Raw genomic sequence first — 17,485 nt, forward strand, 5'->3', positions numbered from 1 at the left:
GCAATGCGGGGTTGCCCATGGACGCGTCGCGGAGCGCACCAGTCGAAGGAGCACCGTCTTGGCTGTGGTCATCACCTCCCTGATCCTTTTCCTCATCGGCCTGGCGATTGGCGGCGGCGGCATCTGGCTCGTGACGCTGGGCGGCAGCTGGTACTACGTCATCGTCGGTCTAGCTTTCCTTGTCGCGGCCTGGCTGCTCTACAGGCGCAGATCCACGGCGCTGTGGCTCTACGCGGCGATCGTGCTCGGCACGCTCGCCTGGGCGGTCTGGGAGATCGGCTTCGACTGGTGGGAGCTCGGCCCGCGCGGCGGCATCATCGTGCTTGTCGCGCTGTGGCTGTTGACGCCATGGGCGCGGCGCGGGCTTACCGGTCCCGACGGACGCGCGCCGCTGATCCTCGCCGTGCTGGCCTCGCTTGCCGTCGCCGGCTATTCGATGACGACCGATCCAAAGGATATTGCGGGTGAACTCAACACCGACAAGGTGACGCCGACGGCCGATCTCGGCGGCAACGTGCCGGCTGGCGAATGGCACTATTACGGTCGCACGCAATATGGCCAGCGCTATTCGCCGCTCGACCAGATCACCGCCGAAAACGTTGCCAATCTGCAGCCGGCCTGGACCTATCGCACCGGCGACGTGAAAGGGCCCGGCGACATCGCCGAGACGACCTATCAGGTGACGCCGCTAAAAATCGCCGACACGCTCTACATCTGCACGCCGCATAATTTCGCCATCGCCATCGATGCCGCGAGCGGTAAGGAGAAATGGCGCTTCGATCCGCAGGTCAAGCTCAACAAGGACCGCCAGCACCAGACCTGCCGCGGCGTGTCCTATTATGCCGATGCCAAGGTCGCCGCTGGCCAGCCCTGCGCCACACGCATCTACTTGCCGACATCCGACGCCCGGCTGATCGCGCTCGATGCGGCGAATGGCCAGGTCTGCCCGAATTTCGCCGAAGGCGGCACGCTGAACCTGCTCGCCAACATGCCATATCCGAAGCCGGGCTATTATTATTCGACCTCGGCGCCGCTGATCGTCGCCAACAAGATCATCGTCGGCGGCGCGGTCAACGACAATTATTCGACGCAGGAGCCGTCCGGGGTCATCCGTGCCTACGATGCCGACACCGGCGCGCTGTTGTGGAATTGGGATTCCGGCAATCCGGACCAGACGACGCCGCTGCCGCCGGACCAGACCTACACCAACAACTCACCCAACATGTGGTCGACGGCGAGCGTCGACGAGAAGCTCGGGCTGCTTTATGTGCCGCTCGGCAACAAGACGCCGGACCAACTCGGTGCCGGACGCAGCGCCAATGACGAGAAATTCTCCTCTTCGATCACCGCGCTCGATCTCAACAGCGGACAATTGCGCTGGGTGCGGCAGACCGTGCACCACGATCTCTGGGACATGGACGTGCCGGCGCAGCCGACGCTGGTCGACATCACCACGGAAAGTGGCGTGGTGCCGGCGCTGGTCGGGCCGACCAAGCAGGGCGACCTCTATGTGCTCGACCGGCGCAGCGGCGAGCCGATCGTTCCGGTCAAGGAAGTGCCGGCGCCGGGCGGCGCGATCGAAGGCGACCATACCTCGCCGACGCAGCCGGTCTCGGATCTCAGCTTCAGTCCGAAACCGCTGACCGGCGCCGACATGTGGGGCATCACCATGTTCGACCAGCTGGCCTGCCGGATCGAGCTCCGGAAGTTGCGCTATGAGGGCCGCTATACGCCGCCGTCGCTGCAGGGCTCGCTGATCTACCCCGGCAATTTCGGCACCTTCAACTGGGGCGGCGTGGCAGTCGATCCGGTCCGGCAGGTGATGTTCGGCATGCCGACATACCTGGCGTTCATCTCCAAGCTGGTGCCGCGCGCCGACGTGCCGCCGCCCGGCGACACCAAGGGCAGCGAACAAGGCCTGAACCGCAATGACGGTGCGCCTTACGCAGTGATATTGAAGCCGTTCCTGTCGCCGCTCGGCATTCCCTGCCAGGCGCCGCCCTGGGGCTATGTGGCGGGTGCCGACCTTCGGACCGGCAAGATCGTCTACAAGCATCGCAACGGCACCGTCTACGACATGACGCCATTGCCGCTGCCGTTCAAGGTCGGCGTGCCCGGCATTGGCGGGCCGATGATCACTGCCGGCGGCGTCGCCTTCCTCGGTGCGGCGGTCGACGACTATGTGCGCGCTTATGACCTGACGACCGGCAAACAGCTCTGGCAGGCGCGGCTGCCGGCGGGCGGGCAGTCGACACCGATGACCTACACGGTAGCCGACGGGCGCCAGTTGGTCGTCATCGTTGCCGGCGGCCACGGCTCGGTCGGTACCAAGCCGGGCGACTATGTGATGGCCTATACGCTGCCGAAATAGAGAAGTTCCTTCAGAGCCCGAGATGCCCTTTCAGGTCGGGTACCGATGCAAGTACCTCACTGGTCAGCTGCGGGCCGGCGGCTGTCTCGGCCTGCTGGACCAGCATCGTGCCGGCCTGGCTGATCTGTGCGAGCGTAAGGCCTGATGCCTTGAGTATGGCGACCCCGTTGATCAGCGCGCCGGTCTTTTCGCCGAGAGCGCCACCGAGCGCGCCCTCCAGCGAGGACAGGAGGCCACCACCGGAAGCTGCGCCGGGAGCCATGACATCATATTGCTTGGCCAGGGCGTCGGCTCCCGGGATCTTGGCGAAGAAGCTGGACAGAGTCGTGCCTTCCGCCTCGTGTTCGAGCACCGAGAAAATCGTGCCGGCGATCTTTTCCGTCAAAGCCTGGTTGAGACCGGATTTCTGGGAGACGGTGTTGATGATGTCCTGAACGTCCATGACCTTTCCTCAGGCTTTGGTGTTTGCGGGCGGGTGCCGGTGGCGCGGATTTTGATCAACGATCGTTTGAATGCGGTGAAGGCAGTGAACCGCAGCGCCAGCAAAGCCATAGCGGCGAGGGCGAACCCACTTGCCAGAAGCGGGGAGGGAAAGGTCATGGCATATTCCTTCGTCGTCAATCAGGCATTCTTTTCCCGCCAAATGGCCATTCTCGTTCGCCAAATGGCCCGAGTGAGGCATAGCCCGGTAACTTCTTTTTACATCGTGGTGCGTGCATTTAGCATTGCCACAAAGGACCAAAATTTAACGACAGTGCGGCGCGCGGCATCACGGCCTCGTGCAGGGACTTATGGCAGCCTCACTCAGCCGTGACTGGACCAGGCAAGCTTCGGCTCTATGTTGCCGCGGGGGGCGCCGACGAGGAGCGCGCCATGACAACACCTGCCGGACCCATTGCCGCCGAGCCTGTCATTACCCAGGCGATGATCGACGCCTATGACGAATACACGCATCTGACGCTCGACCGGCGGCGCTTCATGGAGCAATTGACCAGGCTTGCCGGATCGGGTGCGGCAGCTGCCGCGATCGCGCCGCTGCTGGCGGCGAACTCGGCCCAGGCGGCAATCGTGGCGGAAGACGATCCGCGGGTGAAAGCCAAGGACATCAGCTATCCCGGCAGCGCCGGCGAGATGAAGGGCTATCTGGTCAGGCCGGCGGACCAGACCGGCAAGCTTGGCACCGTCATCGTGGTGCACGAGAACAGGGGTCTCAACCCGCATATTCGCGATGTGGCGCGGCGCGTGGCGCTGGAAGGGTTCGTGGCGCTTGCGCCGGACTTCATGACACCGCTCGGCGGCACGCCGGACGATGAAAACAGGGCACGTGACCTGTTTTCCCAGCTCGATCCAGCACAGGTCGCCGCCAATGCCGTGGCAACCGTCGCCTACCTCAAAGGCTACAAGGACGGCAACGGCAAGGTCGGCGCTGTCGGCTTCTGCTGGGGCGGCGGCACGGTGAACATGCTGGCCGTCAACGCGCCGGACCTCGCCGCCGCCGTCGCCTATTACGGCATGCAGCCACAGGCCGAGGACGTGCCGAAGATCAAGGCCGCGCTCATGCTGCATTATGCCGGGCTCGACACCCGCACCAATGCAGGCATCGATGCCTTCAAGAAGGCACTCGACGCGGATCATGTCGAATACTCGGTCTATGTCTATGAAGGCGCCAACCATGCCTTCAACAACGACACGTCGGCGGCCCGCTACGACAAGAAGGCGGCTGACCTCGCCTGGGGCCGGACGATCGCTTTCCTCAAGGAGAAGCTGGCCTGATCAGGTGGCCGCCGGCGCCGGTTTGTGAAGGGCGACGCCGGCCACCACCAGCGCGATGCCGATGCAGTCGGTGAGGCTCGGCACCTGCCGCAGCACAATGACGCCGATCAACGTCGCGGTGACCGGCAGCAAAGACAGCATCAGCGCGAAGCTGGAGCGCGGCAGCCGCGACATGGCAAGCTGGTCGCAAATATAGGGAATGACCGACGAGCATATGCCGACGCCGACCCCCGCAAGCAGCAGCGGCGGCGCCGAGAAAGCCGGCAGAGCATCGGCGAAACCGATCGGCAGAACGACGAGAAGGGCGACCGCCATGGCGGCACCCAGCCCGGCGATGCCGTCGCCGGCGCCGCCGCGCGCGACGCGGTGGCCGAGCACGATGTAGCCAACGAACAGCGTGCCGTTGAGGAAGGCCCAGAACAGGCCGACGGGATCGCTCGACCATTTGACGTCGATCAGCAGCAGGGTGCCGGCGACAGCGATTGCGAGGGCGGCGAGATTGCGCGGGCTTCTGAGGCCAACAAGCGCAACGGCGATGGTGCCGACGAATTCGATCGCCGCCACCAGCGAGATCGGCAGCCGGTCGAGCGCCAGGTAAAACGAGCAATTCATCACCCCAAGGCAGACGCCGAAAGCCACAAGCAGCAACCGCGTCGCGCGATCGGCGCGGGCGAAGACCGCCCATGGCCGGGTCAATGGGGCAAAGACGAGTGCCGCGGTGGCGATGCGCAGCCAAGCCATGCCGAGCACGCCGACATGCGGGAACAGCAGCACCGCGAAGGCCGGTCCGAGATAGTGGAACACGGCGCTGACGCCGAACCAGAGATGCGGCGGGACCGCGTTTGCCAGGGTAAAGGCGGGGCCGGCGAGTGCCGGACTTGCTGCGGGGGCTTGCGTCCGATCTTGCATGGGATCAGTATCGCAGGCGATTTTTGCCGTTGATATGGATGATGGCCGGGCATTGCGCCTATTTCCTTTCCGAAAGCAAGGAGCATTGCGCTGAAACGCCTTCGAAATGAAAATAGCGATCTGGATCCGGCGGACCTGAAAATCCTGCGCCTGCTGGAAGAGGACGCGCGCACCAGCACCGCCGAACTGGCGCGCTCGGTCGGCCTGTCGGCGCCGAGCGTGGCCGAGCGCATCAAGCGGCTGCAGGAGAGCGGCGTGATCGAGGCCTACACGGTGCGCATCAATCCGGCCGCGCTCGGCATGAAATTGTCGGCGTGGCTGCGGATCAGGCCGGTGCCGGGCCAGCTCGCTGTCGTGGCCGAAATCATCCGCGACCTACCGGAAATCGCCCAATGCGACCGGGTCGCCGGTGAAGACTGTTTCATCGCGCTGGCGCATGTCGCCTCGGTGGCCGAGCTCGAGCGGGTGATCGACCGGATCATTCCGTTCGCGATGACCAATACGGCGATCATCCAGTCGTCGCCGGTCGTGCCGCGATCGCCGCTGGGGGCGGTGAAGCGCCAGCCTTGACACTTGGGATCGTTCGTCAGCACATCATCAGAAATGCAAACCGGACGGCCGGTCTGTTTCTTCCCCCACCGTTCAGGCGTGGCCGCGTTTCATCCGCGCCTGCTTCAGGATGGCGCGCCAGCGGATCATGGCGAAGGGGATCGGCTCGTTGTTGTTGGCGATGTGGAAGATCTCGTTGTTGAGGTTCTTCAGCGAGCGCCAGAAATCATAGTCGGTGATGCGTGGATCAGCCGCCAGCCTGTCCGCCTCGACCTTGATGTCGGTTTTCATGCACGTTCCCCGAACCGCTGCTGCTCCGCCGCCCGTATCGCAATTCGATGCGGACGGTTTTCCAACGCCGCGCTGAGTCGTTCAACGTCTCAATTCGGCTTGTTCACGTTAAAACCTCGGTAAGGTTAACGGCGGTTGGGTTGCGGTTCAAGCCGGCTTACGACGAATACCGATCGAGCGGCCGGCGCGCTCCGGCATCGGCAGGGCGGCATGGGCGGCGCGCATCGCTTCCACCCTGGCCAGGACGTCGGCGGGGAAGGGCGCTACCTTCGGGCCAGCCATGTCGACGTGCAGCGACAATGTTTCTGAAGTGGCGGCGAGCCAACCGTCGACATGACGGATTTCCTGATAGGCCCTCAGCCGCTTCTCGTCATGGTCCAGCAGCTGGAACGAAACGGTGACCTTGTGGTCGAGATGCAACTCCTGGACGTAGCAGACATGGACTTCCGCCGTGTAGATGGTCAGCCGTCGTTCTTTCACGTAATCCGGCCCCATCCCCATCATCTCGAAGGCTTCGTCGGAGCAACGATCGAAAAGCACGTTGTAGTAGGCCATGTTGAGATGGCCGTTGTAGTCGATCCAGGCCTCCTCGATGTCCATGGCGCGGGAGACGAAAGGGGCGGGGATGGGCATCGGAAACTTCCTTCTCGTCATGCCGGGATGAGCGTGGACTGGACAGAGCGTGGTTGGTGAGACTACGCATCCGTAGATGCAGAACAAGGGTGGACGCTGGTCCATTCGCGGAGGAATCGATGACTCTAAGCGACCTCAATCCGGTCGAGCGCAACGAAGAAGGCATTGCCGCCGTACTCGGCATCCTCAAGCAGCGGCTCGGCGAGCGATTCCAGACCGGCCAGGCGATCCGGGCCCAGCACGCGCACACCACGACCTATATCCCGACGCAGGCGCCGGACGGCGTCGCCTTTGCCGAGACGACGGAGGAGGTGCAGGAGATCGTGCGCGCATGCGCGGCACATCGCGTGCCGGTGATCGCCTTTGGCGTCGGTTCCTCGCTGGAAGGCCACACCAATGCGCCGGGCGGTGGCATCTCGCTCGATACGTCACGCATGAACCGCATCATTGCGGTCAATCCGCAGGACCTCGACTGCACCGTCGAGCCCGGCGTGACGCGCGAGGATCTCAACCGGCACCTGCGCGACACCGGCCTGTTCTTTCCGATCGACCCGGGCGCCAACGCCTCGCTCGGCGGCATGGCGGCGACGCGTGCGTCGGGCACCAACGCGGTGCGCTACGGCACGATGCGCGAGAACGTCCTGTCGCTGACGGCGGTGATGGCCGACGGGGAAGCAGTGACGACCGGCAAGCGCGCCAAGAAAAGCTCGGCCGGCTATGATCTGACGCGGCTGCTGATCGGTTCGGAAGGCACGCTTGGCATCATCACCCAGCTGACCTTGAAGCTGCAGGGTATTCCACAGGCGATTTCAGGCGGCGTCTGCCCGTTTCCCAGCCTCGAGGCGGCGTGCAACACGGTGATCGCGACCATCCAGATGGGCATTCCGGTGGCGCGCATAGAATTGGTCAACGCGCTGCAGATGCGGGCGATGAAGACCTATTCGAAGCTCGACTATCCGGAGAGCCCGTGCCTGTTCGTCGAGTTCCACGGCAGCGATGCCAGCGTCGCCGAACAGGCCGAGACCTTCGGCATGATCGCCGAGGAAAATAGCGGCGGTCCGTTCCTGTGGACCAGCGTCGCCGAAGAGCGGACAAAATTGTGGAAAGCCCGGCACGATGCCTACTGGTCGTCGCTGACGCTGCGGCCGGGCGCCAAGGGTCTGTCGACCGATGTCTGCGTGCCGATCTCGCGCTTTGCCGAATGCGTCACCGAGACCGAGGCGGATATCGCCGAGATGGGCCTGATCGCGCCGATCGTCGGCCATGCCGGCGACGGCAATTTCCATGTGCTGGTGCTGATGGACGTGGACGACCCGAAGGAGATCGCGCTGGCCGAAAAATTCGTGGCGCGGCTCAATTTGCGCGCCATCGCCATGGACGGCACCTGCACCGGCGAGCATGGCATAGGGCAAGGCAAGATCGGCTTCCTGCGGCATGAACTCGGCCATGGCGTCGACATCATGCGCACGATCAAGCAGGCGCTCGACCCGCTGAACATCATGAACCCGGGGAAGATATTGCCGGGCGTGGGGAAGTAAGGGGTATGGCCGCCCTTGAGACACTTCTGCCAATCGAGGTGCCACCGTCGTCCGCCGGTGCACCGTTGCCTCACGTCTTTGCGGATGAAGGCAAGCTGCTCATCGCCTACCTCGCCAACAGGCCGGAGCCGTCATTCGATAGCACGAATCCGCGTTCGGTTTCGCCGGCAACGGATAACCAGCCCATCGCAATCCTGACGGCGGATCCTTATCTGGCACTGCAATTCGGCCCGCCGAATGACGAAGCCATCAACGGGCATCGGCTTTATGGGCTCGGGTTGAAGCCATATTCCGCGTTCGAAGTTTTCAACTCGTCCTGGATCGCTTCTCTGCAAAGGGCAAATCGGGTTCACCCATCCCATACCCCTGAGCTGTTTTCAGGCTGTCGCCATTTCATCCTGACGTTTCAAGATTCGACGCTGGAATTCATCGCTAAGAGTTTCTCGACTAGTGTTCGCGAGGGAGCGGTGTTGAGCGCACTGATGGAGAGCGTTGGCCATTCTGTTCCAGCGCATCGTGTCAAACCAACTGGATTTTTCACACGGCTTTTGAGACGCGGTTGATCGCCGAGACTTCCATGTGTCTTGATCGCATCGCCGTTTGGTCGCAGACTTCGGCCCAAGAGAACCGGGAAGAAGCGGTCTTCACCAACGGAGGAGCGGTGTCATGGCGATTTCGTGCAAGGAAGAGGCTCGGGCACTGAGCGCCGACGAGCACGGTCTGGTCCAGAATCGCACCATCCGGCGGTGCAGGGTCATGCCGACGCCGAGCTTGCCGGCCTGGTCAAGCTGCTGAGAGAACGGCGCGACGAGGCGCAGACCGAGGCGCATCGGCGCCGACGCGAAATACGCGGCAAAGGCTCGCCGAAGGGGACTGCCGCCTCAAAGCTGATGGCGGCTCGCAGTTGAAGCTTGCAGTGCTGGCGATGGCCATGCGACGGCTCAATGGCGAGACCGAACGCCGCCGCCAACTGTTGGCGTGTGTTTCGCTGGTCGAGAATGCACGCAAGGCGCTGTCCATGAGCAAGGCGCTGCCGCGGACGGGCCCGAGTTCAACACGCGTACCGTGCACAAAGGCATGCGCGCGGTCGCCAGCCGGCGGCCAGAGAATCTGATCCGACCGATGGAACGCGGCCGGCAGCGGCAGGCGGCAAAGGTGGCGCAAGCAAAGCGCGACGCGCGCTGAGTTTTCTCGGCTACCTTCTTTTGCTCTGGAGCCAGTCTGGCGGGAATTGCCTCTTTATCGACACGCTGATGCGGGTAGAGTGCCACTGACTTTCAATCAACTATCCAGGAGTTTATGCTCGCACGCCTGTTCGTGATCTTCGGTGGGCTTCTCGTGCTGGTGCTGTGTGCGGCGCTGGTGGTGCCGTACTTTGTCGACTGGACAGGTTACCGTGCCGATTTCGAGCGCGAGGCGAGTGCCGTTCTGGGCCGCAAGGTGACCGTGCGAGGCGATGCGACGGCAAGGCTGTTGCCGTTCCCCTCGGTGACCTTTTCCAACGTCGCCGTTGCCGGTGGCCCTAACGGCCAGCCGGCGATGACCGTCGAAACCTTTTCGATGGATGCAGAACTCGCGCCATTCCTGCGCGGCGAGGTGCTGATCTTCGACATGCGCCTGGTGAGGCCGAAGGCGACGATTGACATCGCCGCCGACGGCACGGTCGACTGGACGATACGGCCGTCCTCGCCCTTCGATCCCGGCCAGATCTCCATCGAGAAGCTGACGGTGACGGAAGGACAGATCGCGCTCAGCCACGCCGCCGGCGGGCGCAGCCATCTTATTTCCGAGATCAACTCGACGATCTCGGCCAAGTCGCTGGCCGGCCCCTGGCGGCTGGACGGCTCGCTGTTGCTGGACGGGTTGCGGACGACGATCGCCGCTTCCACCGGCAAGGCCGAACCGGACGGGCAAATGCGGCTCAGGCTCAAGGCCGATCCGGACGCCTATCCGCTGGTCATCGAGACCGACGGCAATGTGGGCCTCGTCGAGGGCGCCGCCGTCTATTCGGGCCAGTTCAAGATATCGGGCGCAGACCAGACTGCGGCGCGGCAGCTGGGCACCGGCGGCGAGGCGCTGAAAGTCAGCGCCGGCAAACCGGACCCGGGCTTCAGGCTGAACGGCAAGTTTTCGCTCGACCACCAGAAGCTCGGCGTCGACGAATTCCGCTTCGAGACCGGGCCGCGCGACAATCCCTACACTGCCGACGGCAAGGCTGCGGTCGACCTTGGGCTGAAGCCGCATTTCTCGATCGAGGCCGATGGCGCGCAGGTGCAGTTCGACGAGGCCGTGGGGGCGGCGGCCGGTGCCGGATTGACGCTGTCCGAGCGGGTGGCGGCGCTGGAGCAGGCGCTGCTCGACCTGCCGAAGCCGACCATACCGGGCACGGTCGAGGTGAAACTGCCGGCGGTGGTGGCAGGCGATACCACCGTTCGCGACGTGCACCTGTCCGCCGAGCCAGCCGAGGGCGGCTGGGCGGTAAAATCGCTGGCCGCCACGCTGCCCGGCCGCGCCAAGCTGGAAGCCAACGGCATGGTCAGCGTCGAGGACCATTTCGGTTTCACCGGATCGCTGCTTCTGGCGGTGGCGCAGCCCTCCGGCTTCGCCGCATGGCTGTCGAAGGACGTCGACGAGGCGATCCGCCGCTTGCCGGCCGCCGGCTTCAAGGCCAAGGTGGATTTGAGCGAGAAGCACCAGGCCTTCAGCGATCTCGAACTCATCCTCGGCAAGGCGAAGTTCTCCGGCCGCATCGATTCCAGCCAGCCCGACGACACAAGGCCATCGGTGCTGATGCAACTGGAAGGTGGCGAACTCGATGTCGACGGGCTCGCCGCCTTCGCCTCGATCTTCGTCAGCGACAAGGGCGCCAACCGCTTTTCCGACCGCGACCTCGATTTCCAGATCAAGGCCGGGCCGGTCAGCGCCGGCGGGTTGACCGCCGATAGCGTCGACACCGCGCTTAGATTGCGCGATGGGCTGCTTGAGATCGATCGCCTGTCGGTCGGCGGACTTGCCGGCGCCTCGATCAGCGCTACCGGTCGAATCAAGGATTTCCCGGCGAGCCCGACCGGCAAGCTCGACGCCTCGGTGATCGCCGTCGACCTCAAGCCGCTGATCGACGTCGCCGTCCAGCATTATCCCGACAATGCAGTGCTGAAGGGCCTGGCGGAGCGTGCTGCTGCCTATCCCGAGCTGTTCCAGGATGCGCGTATCGATGCGGTCACGAGTGCCGCAGACAATGGCGACGGTACGACTGGACTGGCAATGAGCGCACAGGGCAAGGCCGGTGGCTCGGCCTTTTCGGCGTCGTTGTCCGGCAAAGGGGCGCTCGACCGGCCTCTCGAAGCGCCGGTGACGCTGACCTTCAACGCAAGGAATGCCGACGCCACCGCGCTTCTGGCGCTTTACGGTCTGCCGGCACTGCCGCTCGGCATGCTCGGCGAGGCGACCACCGAAGTCTCGGCCAAAGGCACGCTCGGCGGTGGCCTGGCGACACGATTCAGCCTGGCCGGCAACGACTTCAAAGCTGGTTTCGACGGGACAATTGCCGACACGGCTCAAGGCGCGGCCGCCAAGGGCAAGGTCAGCCTTGAAACGGCCGACATCGAGCCATGGCTGATGACGACCGGCGTTGGCCTGCCCGGCATGGGCACCGGCATGTCGACGTCGCTTGCAGCCGATGCCGATTACGGCAATGGTCTCCTGGTGCTGAGCGGCCTCAGCGGCGCCGTCAACGAAGCGGCGGTCTCCGGTGACGTAAATATCGACATCAAAGAGGGGCTGCCGCATCTTGCCGGCGCGCTGTCGCTGGACGAGCTGGACCTCGATCCGATGGCGGTGATGCTGTTCGGTGACCAGGCCTTCCTTGTCAACGACAGGACCTGGCCGACAGCACCGTTCAGCCAGAAATCCAGTCTGCCATTTACCGCCGATCTCGATCTGACGGCGGCGTCGCTTGCCGCCGGTCCGCTTGCCACCGCCTATGACGCTGCGCTGTCGCTGCAGCTCGACCAGGAGGGCATCCGCGTTTCCGACCTCAAGGCAAAGTTCCTCGGCGGCGCGTTGAGTGGCCTGTTCGAGCTCAAGAACAATGACGGCACCGGGCTTTTCTCCAGTCAGATGAAACTCGCCGGCGCCGATCTGGCAGCCGTGCTGCCGGAGGCCGGCATCAGCGGAAGCGGCGAGTTCTCGACGGCGCTTTCGACCAGCGGCAAATCGGTCGACGCGATGGTTGCGGCGCTGTCCGGTTCCGGCACGGCGACGCTGAAGGGCATGACTATTGCCGGCTTCAATCCCGATGCCTTTGGCGCATTCATTGCCAAGGCCGACGCGATAGGGCGCGATATCGACGCGTCGAAGACCGCCGGCTTTGTGCCGCAGATCGCCGCGGCGGGCAGTTTTCCGGCGCAGGACACCGATATTGCCTTCACCATCGCCGGCGGCACGCTGAGGGCGCCGCCGGTCAAATTCGAAAGCCCGGGCGCGACGCTGTCCGCCGACATCACCGCCGATCTGAACACCAGCACCGTCGATGCCAAGGGCGAGATCGCCTACCGGCCCGGCGATGAGGCGCTGGTCGGCTCCGAACCGATTTTGAATTTCAGCGTCGACGGGCCGTTTGGCGCCACCAAACGGCAGTTCGACAGCGAGCCGCTGGCACAGTTCCTGACCCAGCGTGCGCTGGAAAAGGAGCAGCAGCGGGTCGAAGCCATGCAAGCCGCACTGCTCGAGAAACAAAGGCTGCGGCGTGAGGTGCGCTACTACGCTGCGCTGCAAACCGAGCGTGAAAGAGCGGCGGAGGAACTGCGCAGGCAACAGGAAGCAGCGCGGCTGAAGGCCGAGGCCGACGCCAAGGCAAAGGCCGAAGCCGAGGCTCAGGCCCAGGCCGAAGCCGAGGCGAGGGCGCAGGCTGAAGCCAAGGCGAGGGCGCAGGCTGAAGCCAAGGCGAAGGCTGAAGCGGACGCCAAGGCACAGGCGGATGCGGAGGCGAGGGCGCAGGCTGAGGCCAAAGCGAAAGCTGAAGCGGACGCCAAGGCAAAGGCCGAAGCTGAGGCGCAGGCCCAAGCCGAAGCGGAGGCCAGGGCGCAGGCTGAAGCCAAGGCAAAGGCGGATGCAGCGGCGAAAGCCGAAGCCGAGGCCAGGGCGAAAGCCGAGGCGGCTGCAAAGGCCGCAGCGGATGCCGAAGCCAAAGCCAAGGCGGCGCAACAGGCTGCCGAGGAAGCCGCGCAGGCCGAAGAACAGCAACGCCAGAGGGCGGAAGAGGCGTTGCGGATCGCCTCGGAAGAGAAGGCAAGGCTCGACGCCGAACGCAAGGCCGCGGCGGAGCGCGCGGAACGGGAGCCACCGGCCGCAAACAACGTGCCACCGCCAGTGCAGCCCCCGCCAAAGCTCAAGCTCGATCCCTCGTCGATCGACGATCTGCTGAAATCGCTGAATGGCGGGTGACGGCGCATCCCTTATGTGTCGCCTCCAGCAAGCAAGCGCTTCAGCATCGGCTCGATCCGCCCGAGTTCGTCGAGATGAGCGGCTGACAGATCGGCGAGACTGTCGTCGGCGCGCTCGGTCAGCCGCAGCAGCACGCGGCGGTGGTCCTCCTCGTCGTGGTCCCTCGCGACCAGCCCGGCTTCGCAAAGACGGTTGACCAATTCCACTGTGCTGTGATGGCGGATGCGCAGGCGCTCCGCCAGGTCGCCAATGGTCACTGGCCCTCCGCCGGGGAACCCTTTGATTGCAAGCAGGGCCTGATGCTGGCGTGGTGTCACCAACATCGCTCGTGCCCGCCATCTTCGGTGGCACGGCCGGCGACCCATCCGCAAGTCGGCACGCCGCCAGAAAGCAAGGTCTGCAAATGAAGTCCGATCACGCCAACCCCAGCCATCTGCGCGATTTTACCACCGATGCCCGGGTGCTGCTCATTGCCGGCATAGCGGTGGTGGTTGCGACGGCGGGGTTGTTTGCCGGCATTGCCCTCTTGAAGCTGATCCGGCTTGCCACGAACATCGCCTATTTTGGCCAGTTCACGCTCGCCGACCTGAAACTGCAGGATACGCCGCTTGGCAGGCCGAAGAACGCGACCGTTCGGCTTTGCTGGGCTTCCGTATCCGGCGCCGGAAACAGGATAGCGTTGCCTGAAGGCTACAACTTGCCGCGCTTGGCCCAATCCAGCACATAGAGCCGGAGCGCCGAGGAGAGATTGGCATCCCGCGGGCGGCTCTCGTCGATTTCGGCGACAAGGGCGGCGAGCGTCAGTTTTCGCACGGCCGCGATGGCGACCAGGTCGTCGTAAAAAGGCTTTTCGAGCGAATAGCTGGTGCGGTGGCCGCGAATGGTGACCGAGCGTTTTTCCACCGGGCTCACGAGACGATCCTACTCACACTTCAAGCATCGGATTTGTCCGAATCGCCCGAATTTTCGCGGCGATGGCCGGCGACGAATTTATCGGCCTTGTCGGCGATCAGGCGGTCGCGATCCCGGCTGGGTTTGGAACGGCCATGCAGCGCCCGGTTCTGTTCGGCCAGGCGCTCCTTCTCGGCTCGCGCCTTCTGCTTGCGTGCCTGACGGAGATTGACGATCTCGGCCATGTCACGCCGCCCGTCGGGTCACTTCTTGCGGAAGGCGTCAAGCGACACCACGTCGGCGCCCTTGGCGACGGCGTCGGCCGCGGCAGGCTTCTTTTCCGCCTCGGCGGTTTTCTTCTTCGACTCGGGCTTTTTCTCGGCGACGATGGCCAGCGGTTCGGGAGCAGGCTTGGCCTTTGTCTCCTGTTCCGCCGGGGTATCGGTCTTGACGTCGAATTCGAGCTCGAAGTTGACGGACGGGTCGTAAAAGCCGCGTACGGCCGAGAACGGGATTTCCAGTTTCTCCGGCACGTCGGAAAACGACAGCCCGACCTCAAAGCCGGTGTCGCTCACCTTCAGGTCCCAATACTGGAACTGGATGACGATGGTCATCTGTTCGGGATAGCGCTCGCGTAGCCGCGACGACACGCGCACGCCCGGCGCGCCGGTGAGAAAGGTGATGAAGAAATGATGGTTGCCCGGGAGACCGGTGCGCGCGACTTCGGCCAGGACCTTGCGCATGACGCCGCGCAACGCCTCCTGGGCCAGAATGTCGTAGCGGATGTGGTCGTCGGCCATGTGGCTGTCGGGTTCCGTTGAATCGTCCTGATAGCTGTAATCAAGCTTGAGCGCGGCGTAAACCGGATATAGATCGCCGGCGTGCGGAAGCGAAGCCCATTGGCGACGATTTGATCGTCAAACGGCTTTGATCGTCAAGCGCTGGCGAGCGCGCCCTGTTTGCTCGCCCGGGCCATAGGCTGCCGCTTGCCGAAGGCGCGCAGGAAGGTGCGCACGCCATTTGTCGCCGACTGAACCACCTCGTCCTCGGTCGGTGTACCGCCGAGCATGAATGTCGTCTGCAACTCGGCATTGGCAAGCGCCATGAACTGGCGCGCTGCGACATCGGGATCGTCGATATCAAGGAAGCCCGCATGAGCGAGGCGGGCGAAGCGGGCGGCGATCGCCGGCCATGTCCTGCCCGGTCCCTCTTCGCGCCATTCGGCGAACAACTCGGGATAGCGCCCGCCCTCGGTCTGGATCAGCTTGCGCAGGAATTTGCCGTCGCGGTTGCAGATGCAGTTGTGGTTCATCCGCACAGCAAAGGCGATGAGGTCGGCCTCGAGATCCTTCGGCTGATCGGGAAAAGTGGAGATGGTGGCAAAGATGCCGGCATTGCAACGTTCGGTGAGGTCGCGGACGATGGCAACGAAGAGTTTTTCCTTGTCGCCGTGATGATTGTAGATGGTCTGGCGGGAGACGCCGGCCTCGGCGGCAATCATGTCGATATTGGCACCGGCAAAGCTTTCGCGGCAGAAGACCGAGGCGGCGGCATCGACAATCGACATGCGCTTGGCCTCGTGGCCTCGCGGCGGGAAAATGTCAGGAGAGACGTTGGCCTTCATGCAAAACTATATAGAGGTGGTTGACGAATTAGACAAGCCTGTCTAAATTTGTGGACTTGCACGAAGGGGGTTTCGTTCCGCAGAAGAGTCGGAACTCCACGGGATGGAACGTCCTAGGGTTACACGCCGGTCCTCGGCGGCAACCCAGAATTCGAAAGAGCCTGCTATCATGAACGCCAAATTCCTCCGCATTGCGGTCGTGCTCGGCCTATTGTCCGCGATCGGCCCGTTTGCCATCGACATGTATCTTCCGGCCCTGCCTTCAATCGGAGAGGATCTGCATGCCGGCACTGCTGCGGTGCAGATGAGCCTGCTGATCTTCTTTCTTTCCATGGGCTTCGGCCAGATCGTCGTCGGACCGATCTCCGACATGGTCGGCCGCAAGCTGCCACTCTACGGCGGCCTGGCGCTGTTCATGGTCGGCGGCGTCGGCTCGGCGCTGGCTCCCTCGATCGAATGGCTGATCGCCTTCCGCTTCCTGCAAGGGCTCGGCGCCAGCGCCGGCATGGCCGTGCCGCGCGCGATCGTGCGCGATCTGCATACCGGCACCGAGGCCGCCAAGCTGATGTCGCTGCTGATGCTTGTGTTTTCGGTGTCGCCGATCCTGGCACCGCTGACCGGTAGCCAGATCATCGAGAATTTCGGCTGGCGCGCCGTGTTCTGGACGGTGACGGGCGCGGCCGTGCTCGCCACCATCCTGCTGGCGACCTCGCTCAAGGAGACACGGCCGGTCGAGGAGCGCGCCGGGTCGTCCTTCGGGACGGCACTTTCCGGCTACCGCTTCCTGATGGGCGACCGCAACTTCCTTGGCCTGACGGCCATCGCCGGCTTCGGCATTGCGAGCTTCTTCGTCTATCTGTCGAGCTCGTCCTTCATCCTGATCGACCATTATGGCCTGTCGCCTTCGGTTTACAGCGTGTTCTTCTCGATCAATGCGGTTGCCTTCATCGGCATGTCGCAGCTGACCGGGTTGCTATCGGAGCGGTTCGGGCTGCAGCGCGTGGTGCGCGTCGCGGTGACCGGCTATGCGACGACGATGGTGGTGCTGTTCGCGGTGATGGCATCGGGTGTCGACCGGCTCGACGTGATGGCGGCGCTGCTGTTCATCGGCTACGGCTTTCTCGGCCTGGTCATCCCGACGACGTCGGTGCTGGCCATGGAAGAGCATGGCGAGATCGCCGGTACCGCGTCGGCGCTGATGGGCACGCTGCACTTCGCCATCGGCGCGGTCGCCATGGGCGTCGCCGGCGTGTTTTTCGACGGCACGCCGCTGCCGATGGTGGCGGGCATCACGCTCTGCGCGGCGATCTCCTTCACACTGGCCAAAATAACGCTCGGCCGCAGCCGGGACGTCGCGGAAGCGCCGGCGGAGTAAACTTCGCCTATCGAGACAAAAAGGCCGGGCGATGTTCCCGGCCTTTTCACGTTTGCGGTCCCGGTTCAAAGCAGCCTATGCCTATA

General features: G+C 64.0%; 16 protein-coding genes and 2 pseudogenes. 9 read left to right on the forward strand and 9 right to left on the reverse strand.

Annotated elements, in window-relative coordinates:
* Window positions 1-58: 58 nt before the first annotated feature.
* A complete protein-coding gene (locus NKH49_RS16290; protein WP_352926702.1) occupies window positions 59-2,371 on the forward strand; it encodes a glucose/quinate/shikimate family membrane-bound PQQ-dependent dehydrogenase in 2,313 nt (770 codons plus the stop codon).
* Between the two features lie 10 nt (window positions 2,372-2,381).
* Here NKH49_RS16290 and NKH49_RS16295 read toward each other — a convergent pair whose 3' ends face one another.
* A complete protein-coding gene (locus NKH49_RS16295) occupies window positions 2,382-2,813 on the reverse strand; it encodes a hypothetical protein (protein WP_023676720.1) in 432 nt (143 codons plus the stop codon).
* A gap of 431 nt (window positions 2,814-3,244) precedes the next feature.
* Between NKH49_RS16295 and NKH49_RS16300 the strand changes: the two genes are divergently transcribed.
* Window positions 3,245-4,144, forward strand: a complete 900-nt coding sequence (locus NKH49_RS16300; RefSeq protein WP_352926705.1) for a dienelactone hydrolase family protein — start codon at window positions 3,245-3,247, stop codon at window positions 4,142-4,144.
* Here NKH49_RS16300 and NKH49_RS16305 read toward each other — a convergent pair whose 3' ends face one another.
* Window positions 4,145-5,053 carry an EamA family transporter gene (locus tag NKH49_RS16305; protein WP_352926708.1) on the reverse strand — a complete coding sequence of 303 codons (909 nt, stop codon included), beginning with the start codon at window positions 5,051-5,053 and terminating at the stop codon, window positions 4,145-4,147. It abuts the gene before it with no gap.
* 90 nt (window positions 5,054-5,143) lie between these two features.
* Between NKH49_RS16305 and NKH49_RS16310 the strand changes: the two genes are divergently transcribed.
* A complete protein-coding gene (locus NKH49_RS16310) occupies window positions 5,144-5,623 on the forward strand; it encodes an Lrp/AsnC family transcriptional regulator (RefSeq protein WP_352926790.1) in 480 nt (159 codons plus the stop codon).
* A gap of 72 nt (window positions 5,624-5,695) precedes the next feature.
* On the opposite strand, the gene NKH49_RS16315 is transcribed toward NKH49_RS16310, so the two are convergent.
* Complete coding sequence (locus NKH49_RS16315) at window positions 5,696-5,893, reverse strand: hypothetical protein (protein ID WP_023676715.1); 198 nt, start codon at window positions 5,891-5,893, stop codon at window positions 5,696-5,698.
* Window positions 5,894-6,040: 147 nt separating this feature from the next.
* Complete coding sequence (locus NKH49_RS16320) at window positions 6,041-6,526, reverse strand: thioesterase family protein (RefSeq protein ID WP_352471602.1); 486 nt, start codon at window positions 6,524-6,526, stop codon at window positions 6,041-6,043.
* Window positions 6,527-6,645: 119 nt separating this feature from the next.
* Here NKH49_RS16320 and NKH49_RS16325 point away from each other — a divergent pair, with 119 nt between their 5' ends.
* From NKH49_RS16325 to NKH49_RS16340, 4 genes and pseudogenes are all read left to right on the forward strand, one after another.
* On the forward strand, window positions 6,646-8,064 hold the full coding sequence (locus NKH49_RS16325) for an FAD-binding oxidoreductase (protein WP_352926710.1): 1,419 nt from the start codon (window positions 6,646-6,648) through the stop codon (window positions 8,062-8,064).
* A 5-nt stretch (window positions 8,065-8,069) separates the two neighbouring features.
* Window positions 8,070-8,627, forward strand: coding sequence for a hypothetical protein (locus tag NKH49_RS16330; protein ID WP_352926713.1), 558 nt, complete (start codon window positions 8,070-8,072; stop codon window positions 8,625-8,627).
* A 103-nt stretch (window positions 8,628-8,730) separates the two neighbouring features.
* Window positions 8,731-9,249: pseudogene (locus NKH49_RS16335) on the forward strand (hypothetical protein).
* Between the two features lie 114 nt (window positions 9,250-9,363).
* Complete coding sequence (locus NKH49_RS16340) at window positions 9,364-13,509, forward strand: AsmA family protein (protein ID WP_352926716.1); 4,146 nt, start codon at window positions 9,364-9,366, stop codon at window positions 13,507-13,509.
* An 11-nt stretch (window positions 13,510-13,520) separates the two neighbouring features.
* Here the strand turns inward: NKH49_RS16340 and NKH49_RS16345 are convergent.
* Window positions 13,521-13,826, reverse strand: a pseudogene (locus tag NKH49_RS16345) (MarR family winged helix-turn-helix transcriptional regulator); the annotation flags it as partial.
* A gap of 86 nt (window positions 13,827-13,912) precedes the next feature.
* Here NKH49_RS16345 and NKH49_RS34925 point away from each other — a divergent pair.
* Window positions 13,913-14,236 carry a hypothetical protein gene (locus NKH49_RS34925; protein WP_502895654.1) on the forward strand — a complete coding sequence of 108 codons (324 nt, stop codon included), beginning with the start codon at window positions 13,913-13,915 and terminating at the stop codon, window positions 14,234-14,236.
* Here the strand turns inward: NKH49_RS34925 and NKH49_RS16355 are convergent.
* The 4 genes from NKH49_RS16355 to NKH49_RS16370 form a co-directional block, all read right to left on the reverse strand.
* Window positions 14,200-14,421 (reverse strand): ribbon-helix-helix domain-containing protein, encoded by a 222-nt coding sequence (locus tag NKH49_RS16355; RefSeq protein ID WP_352450079.1) that lies wholly within the window; start codon window positions 14,419-14,421, stop codon window positions 14,200-14,202. The genes NKH49_RS34925 and NKH49_RS16355 overlap by 37 nt on opposite strands.
* 20 nt (window positions 14,422-14,441) lie before the next feature.
* A complete protein-coding gene (locus NKH49_RS16360) occupies window positions 14,442-14,645 on the reverse strand; it encodes a DUF4169 family protein (protein ID WP_023676708.1) in 204 nt (67 codons plus the stop codon).
* Between the two features lie 18 nt (window positions 14,646-14,663).
* Entirely contained in the window at window positions 14,664-15,200 is a 537-nt protein-coding gene (locus NKH49_RS16365; RefSeq protein ID WP_352539556.1) for an SspB family protein, read from the reverse strand.
* Window positions 15,201-15,334: 134 nt separating this feature from the next.
* Entirely contained in the window at window positions 15,335-16,024 is a 690-nt protein-coding gene (locus NKH49_RS16370; RefSeq protein WP_352456524.1) for a TetR/AcrR family transcriptional regulator, read from the reverse strand.
* A gap of 169 nt (window positions 16,025-16,193) precedes the next feature.
* Between NKH49_RS16370 and NKH49_RS16375 the strand changes: the two genes are divergently transcribed.
* On the forward strand, window positions 16,194-17,399 hold the full coding sequence (locus NKH49_RS16375) for a multidrug effflux MFS transporter (protein WP_023676705.1): 1,206 nt from the start codon (window positions 16,194-16,196) through the stop codon (window positions 17,397-17,399).
* Window positions 17,400-17,485 lie beyond the last annotated feature (86 nt).

The organism is Mesorhizobium sp. M1088 (genome assembly GCF_040318575.1).
Classification (GTDB): Bacteria; Pseudomonadota; Alphaproteobacteria; order Rhizobiales; family Rhizobiaceae; genus Mesorhizobium.

Coding starts and splice junctions, on each gene's coding strand:
- NKH49_RS16295 (WP_023676720.1), bottom strand. CDS start 2,813: ATGGACGTTCAGGACATCATCAACACCGTCTCCCAGAAATCCGGTCTC.
- NKH49_RS16300 (WP_352926705.1), top strand. CDS start 3,245: ATGACAACACCTGCCGGACCCATTGCCGCCGAGCCTGTCATTACCCAG.
- NKH49_RS16305 (WP_352926708.1), bottom strand. CDS start 5,053: ATGCAAGATCGGACGCAAGCCCCCGCAGCAAGTCCGGCACTCGCCGGC.
- NKH49_RS16315 (WP_023676715.1), bottom strand. CDS start 5,893: ATGAAAACCGACATCAAGGTCGAGGCGGACAGGCTGGCGGCTGATCCA.
- NKH49_RS16320 (WP_352471602.1), bottom strand. CDS start 6,526: ATGCCCATCCCCGCCCCTTTCGTCTCCCGCGCCATGGACATCGAGGAG.
- NKH49_RS16325 (WP_352926710.1), top strand. CDS start 6,646: ATGACTCTAAGCGACCTCAATCCGGTCGAGCGCAACGAAGAAGGCATT.
- NKH49_RS16330 (WP_352926713.1), top strand. CDS start 8,070: ATGGCCGCCCTTGAGACACTTCTGCCAATCGAGGTGCCACCGTCGTCC.
- NKH49_RS16340 (WP_352926716.1), top strand. CDS start 9,364: ATGCTCGCACGCCTGTTCGTGATCTTCGGTGGGCTTCTCGTGCTGGTG.
- NKH49_RS34925 (WP_502895654.1), top strand. CDS start 13,913: ATGAAGTCCGATCACGCCAACCCCAGCCATCTGCGCGATTTTACCACC.
- NKH49_RS16360 (WP_023676708.1), bottom strand. CDS start 14,645: ATGGCCGAGATCGTCAATCTCCGTCAGGCACGCAAGCAGAAGGCGCGA.
- NKH49_RS16365 (WP_352539556.1), bottom strand. CDS start 15,200: ATGGCCGACGACCACATCCGCTACGACATTCTGGCCCAGGAGGCGTTG.
- NKH49_RS16370 (WP_352456524.1), bottom strand. CDS start 16,024: ATGAAGGCCAACGTCTCTCCTGACATTTTCCCGCCGCGAGGCCACGAG.
- NKH49_RS16375 (WP_023676705.1), top strand. CDS start 16,194: ATGAACGCCAAATTCCTCCGCATTGCGGTCGTGCTCGGCCTATTGTCC.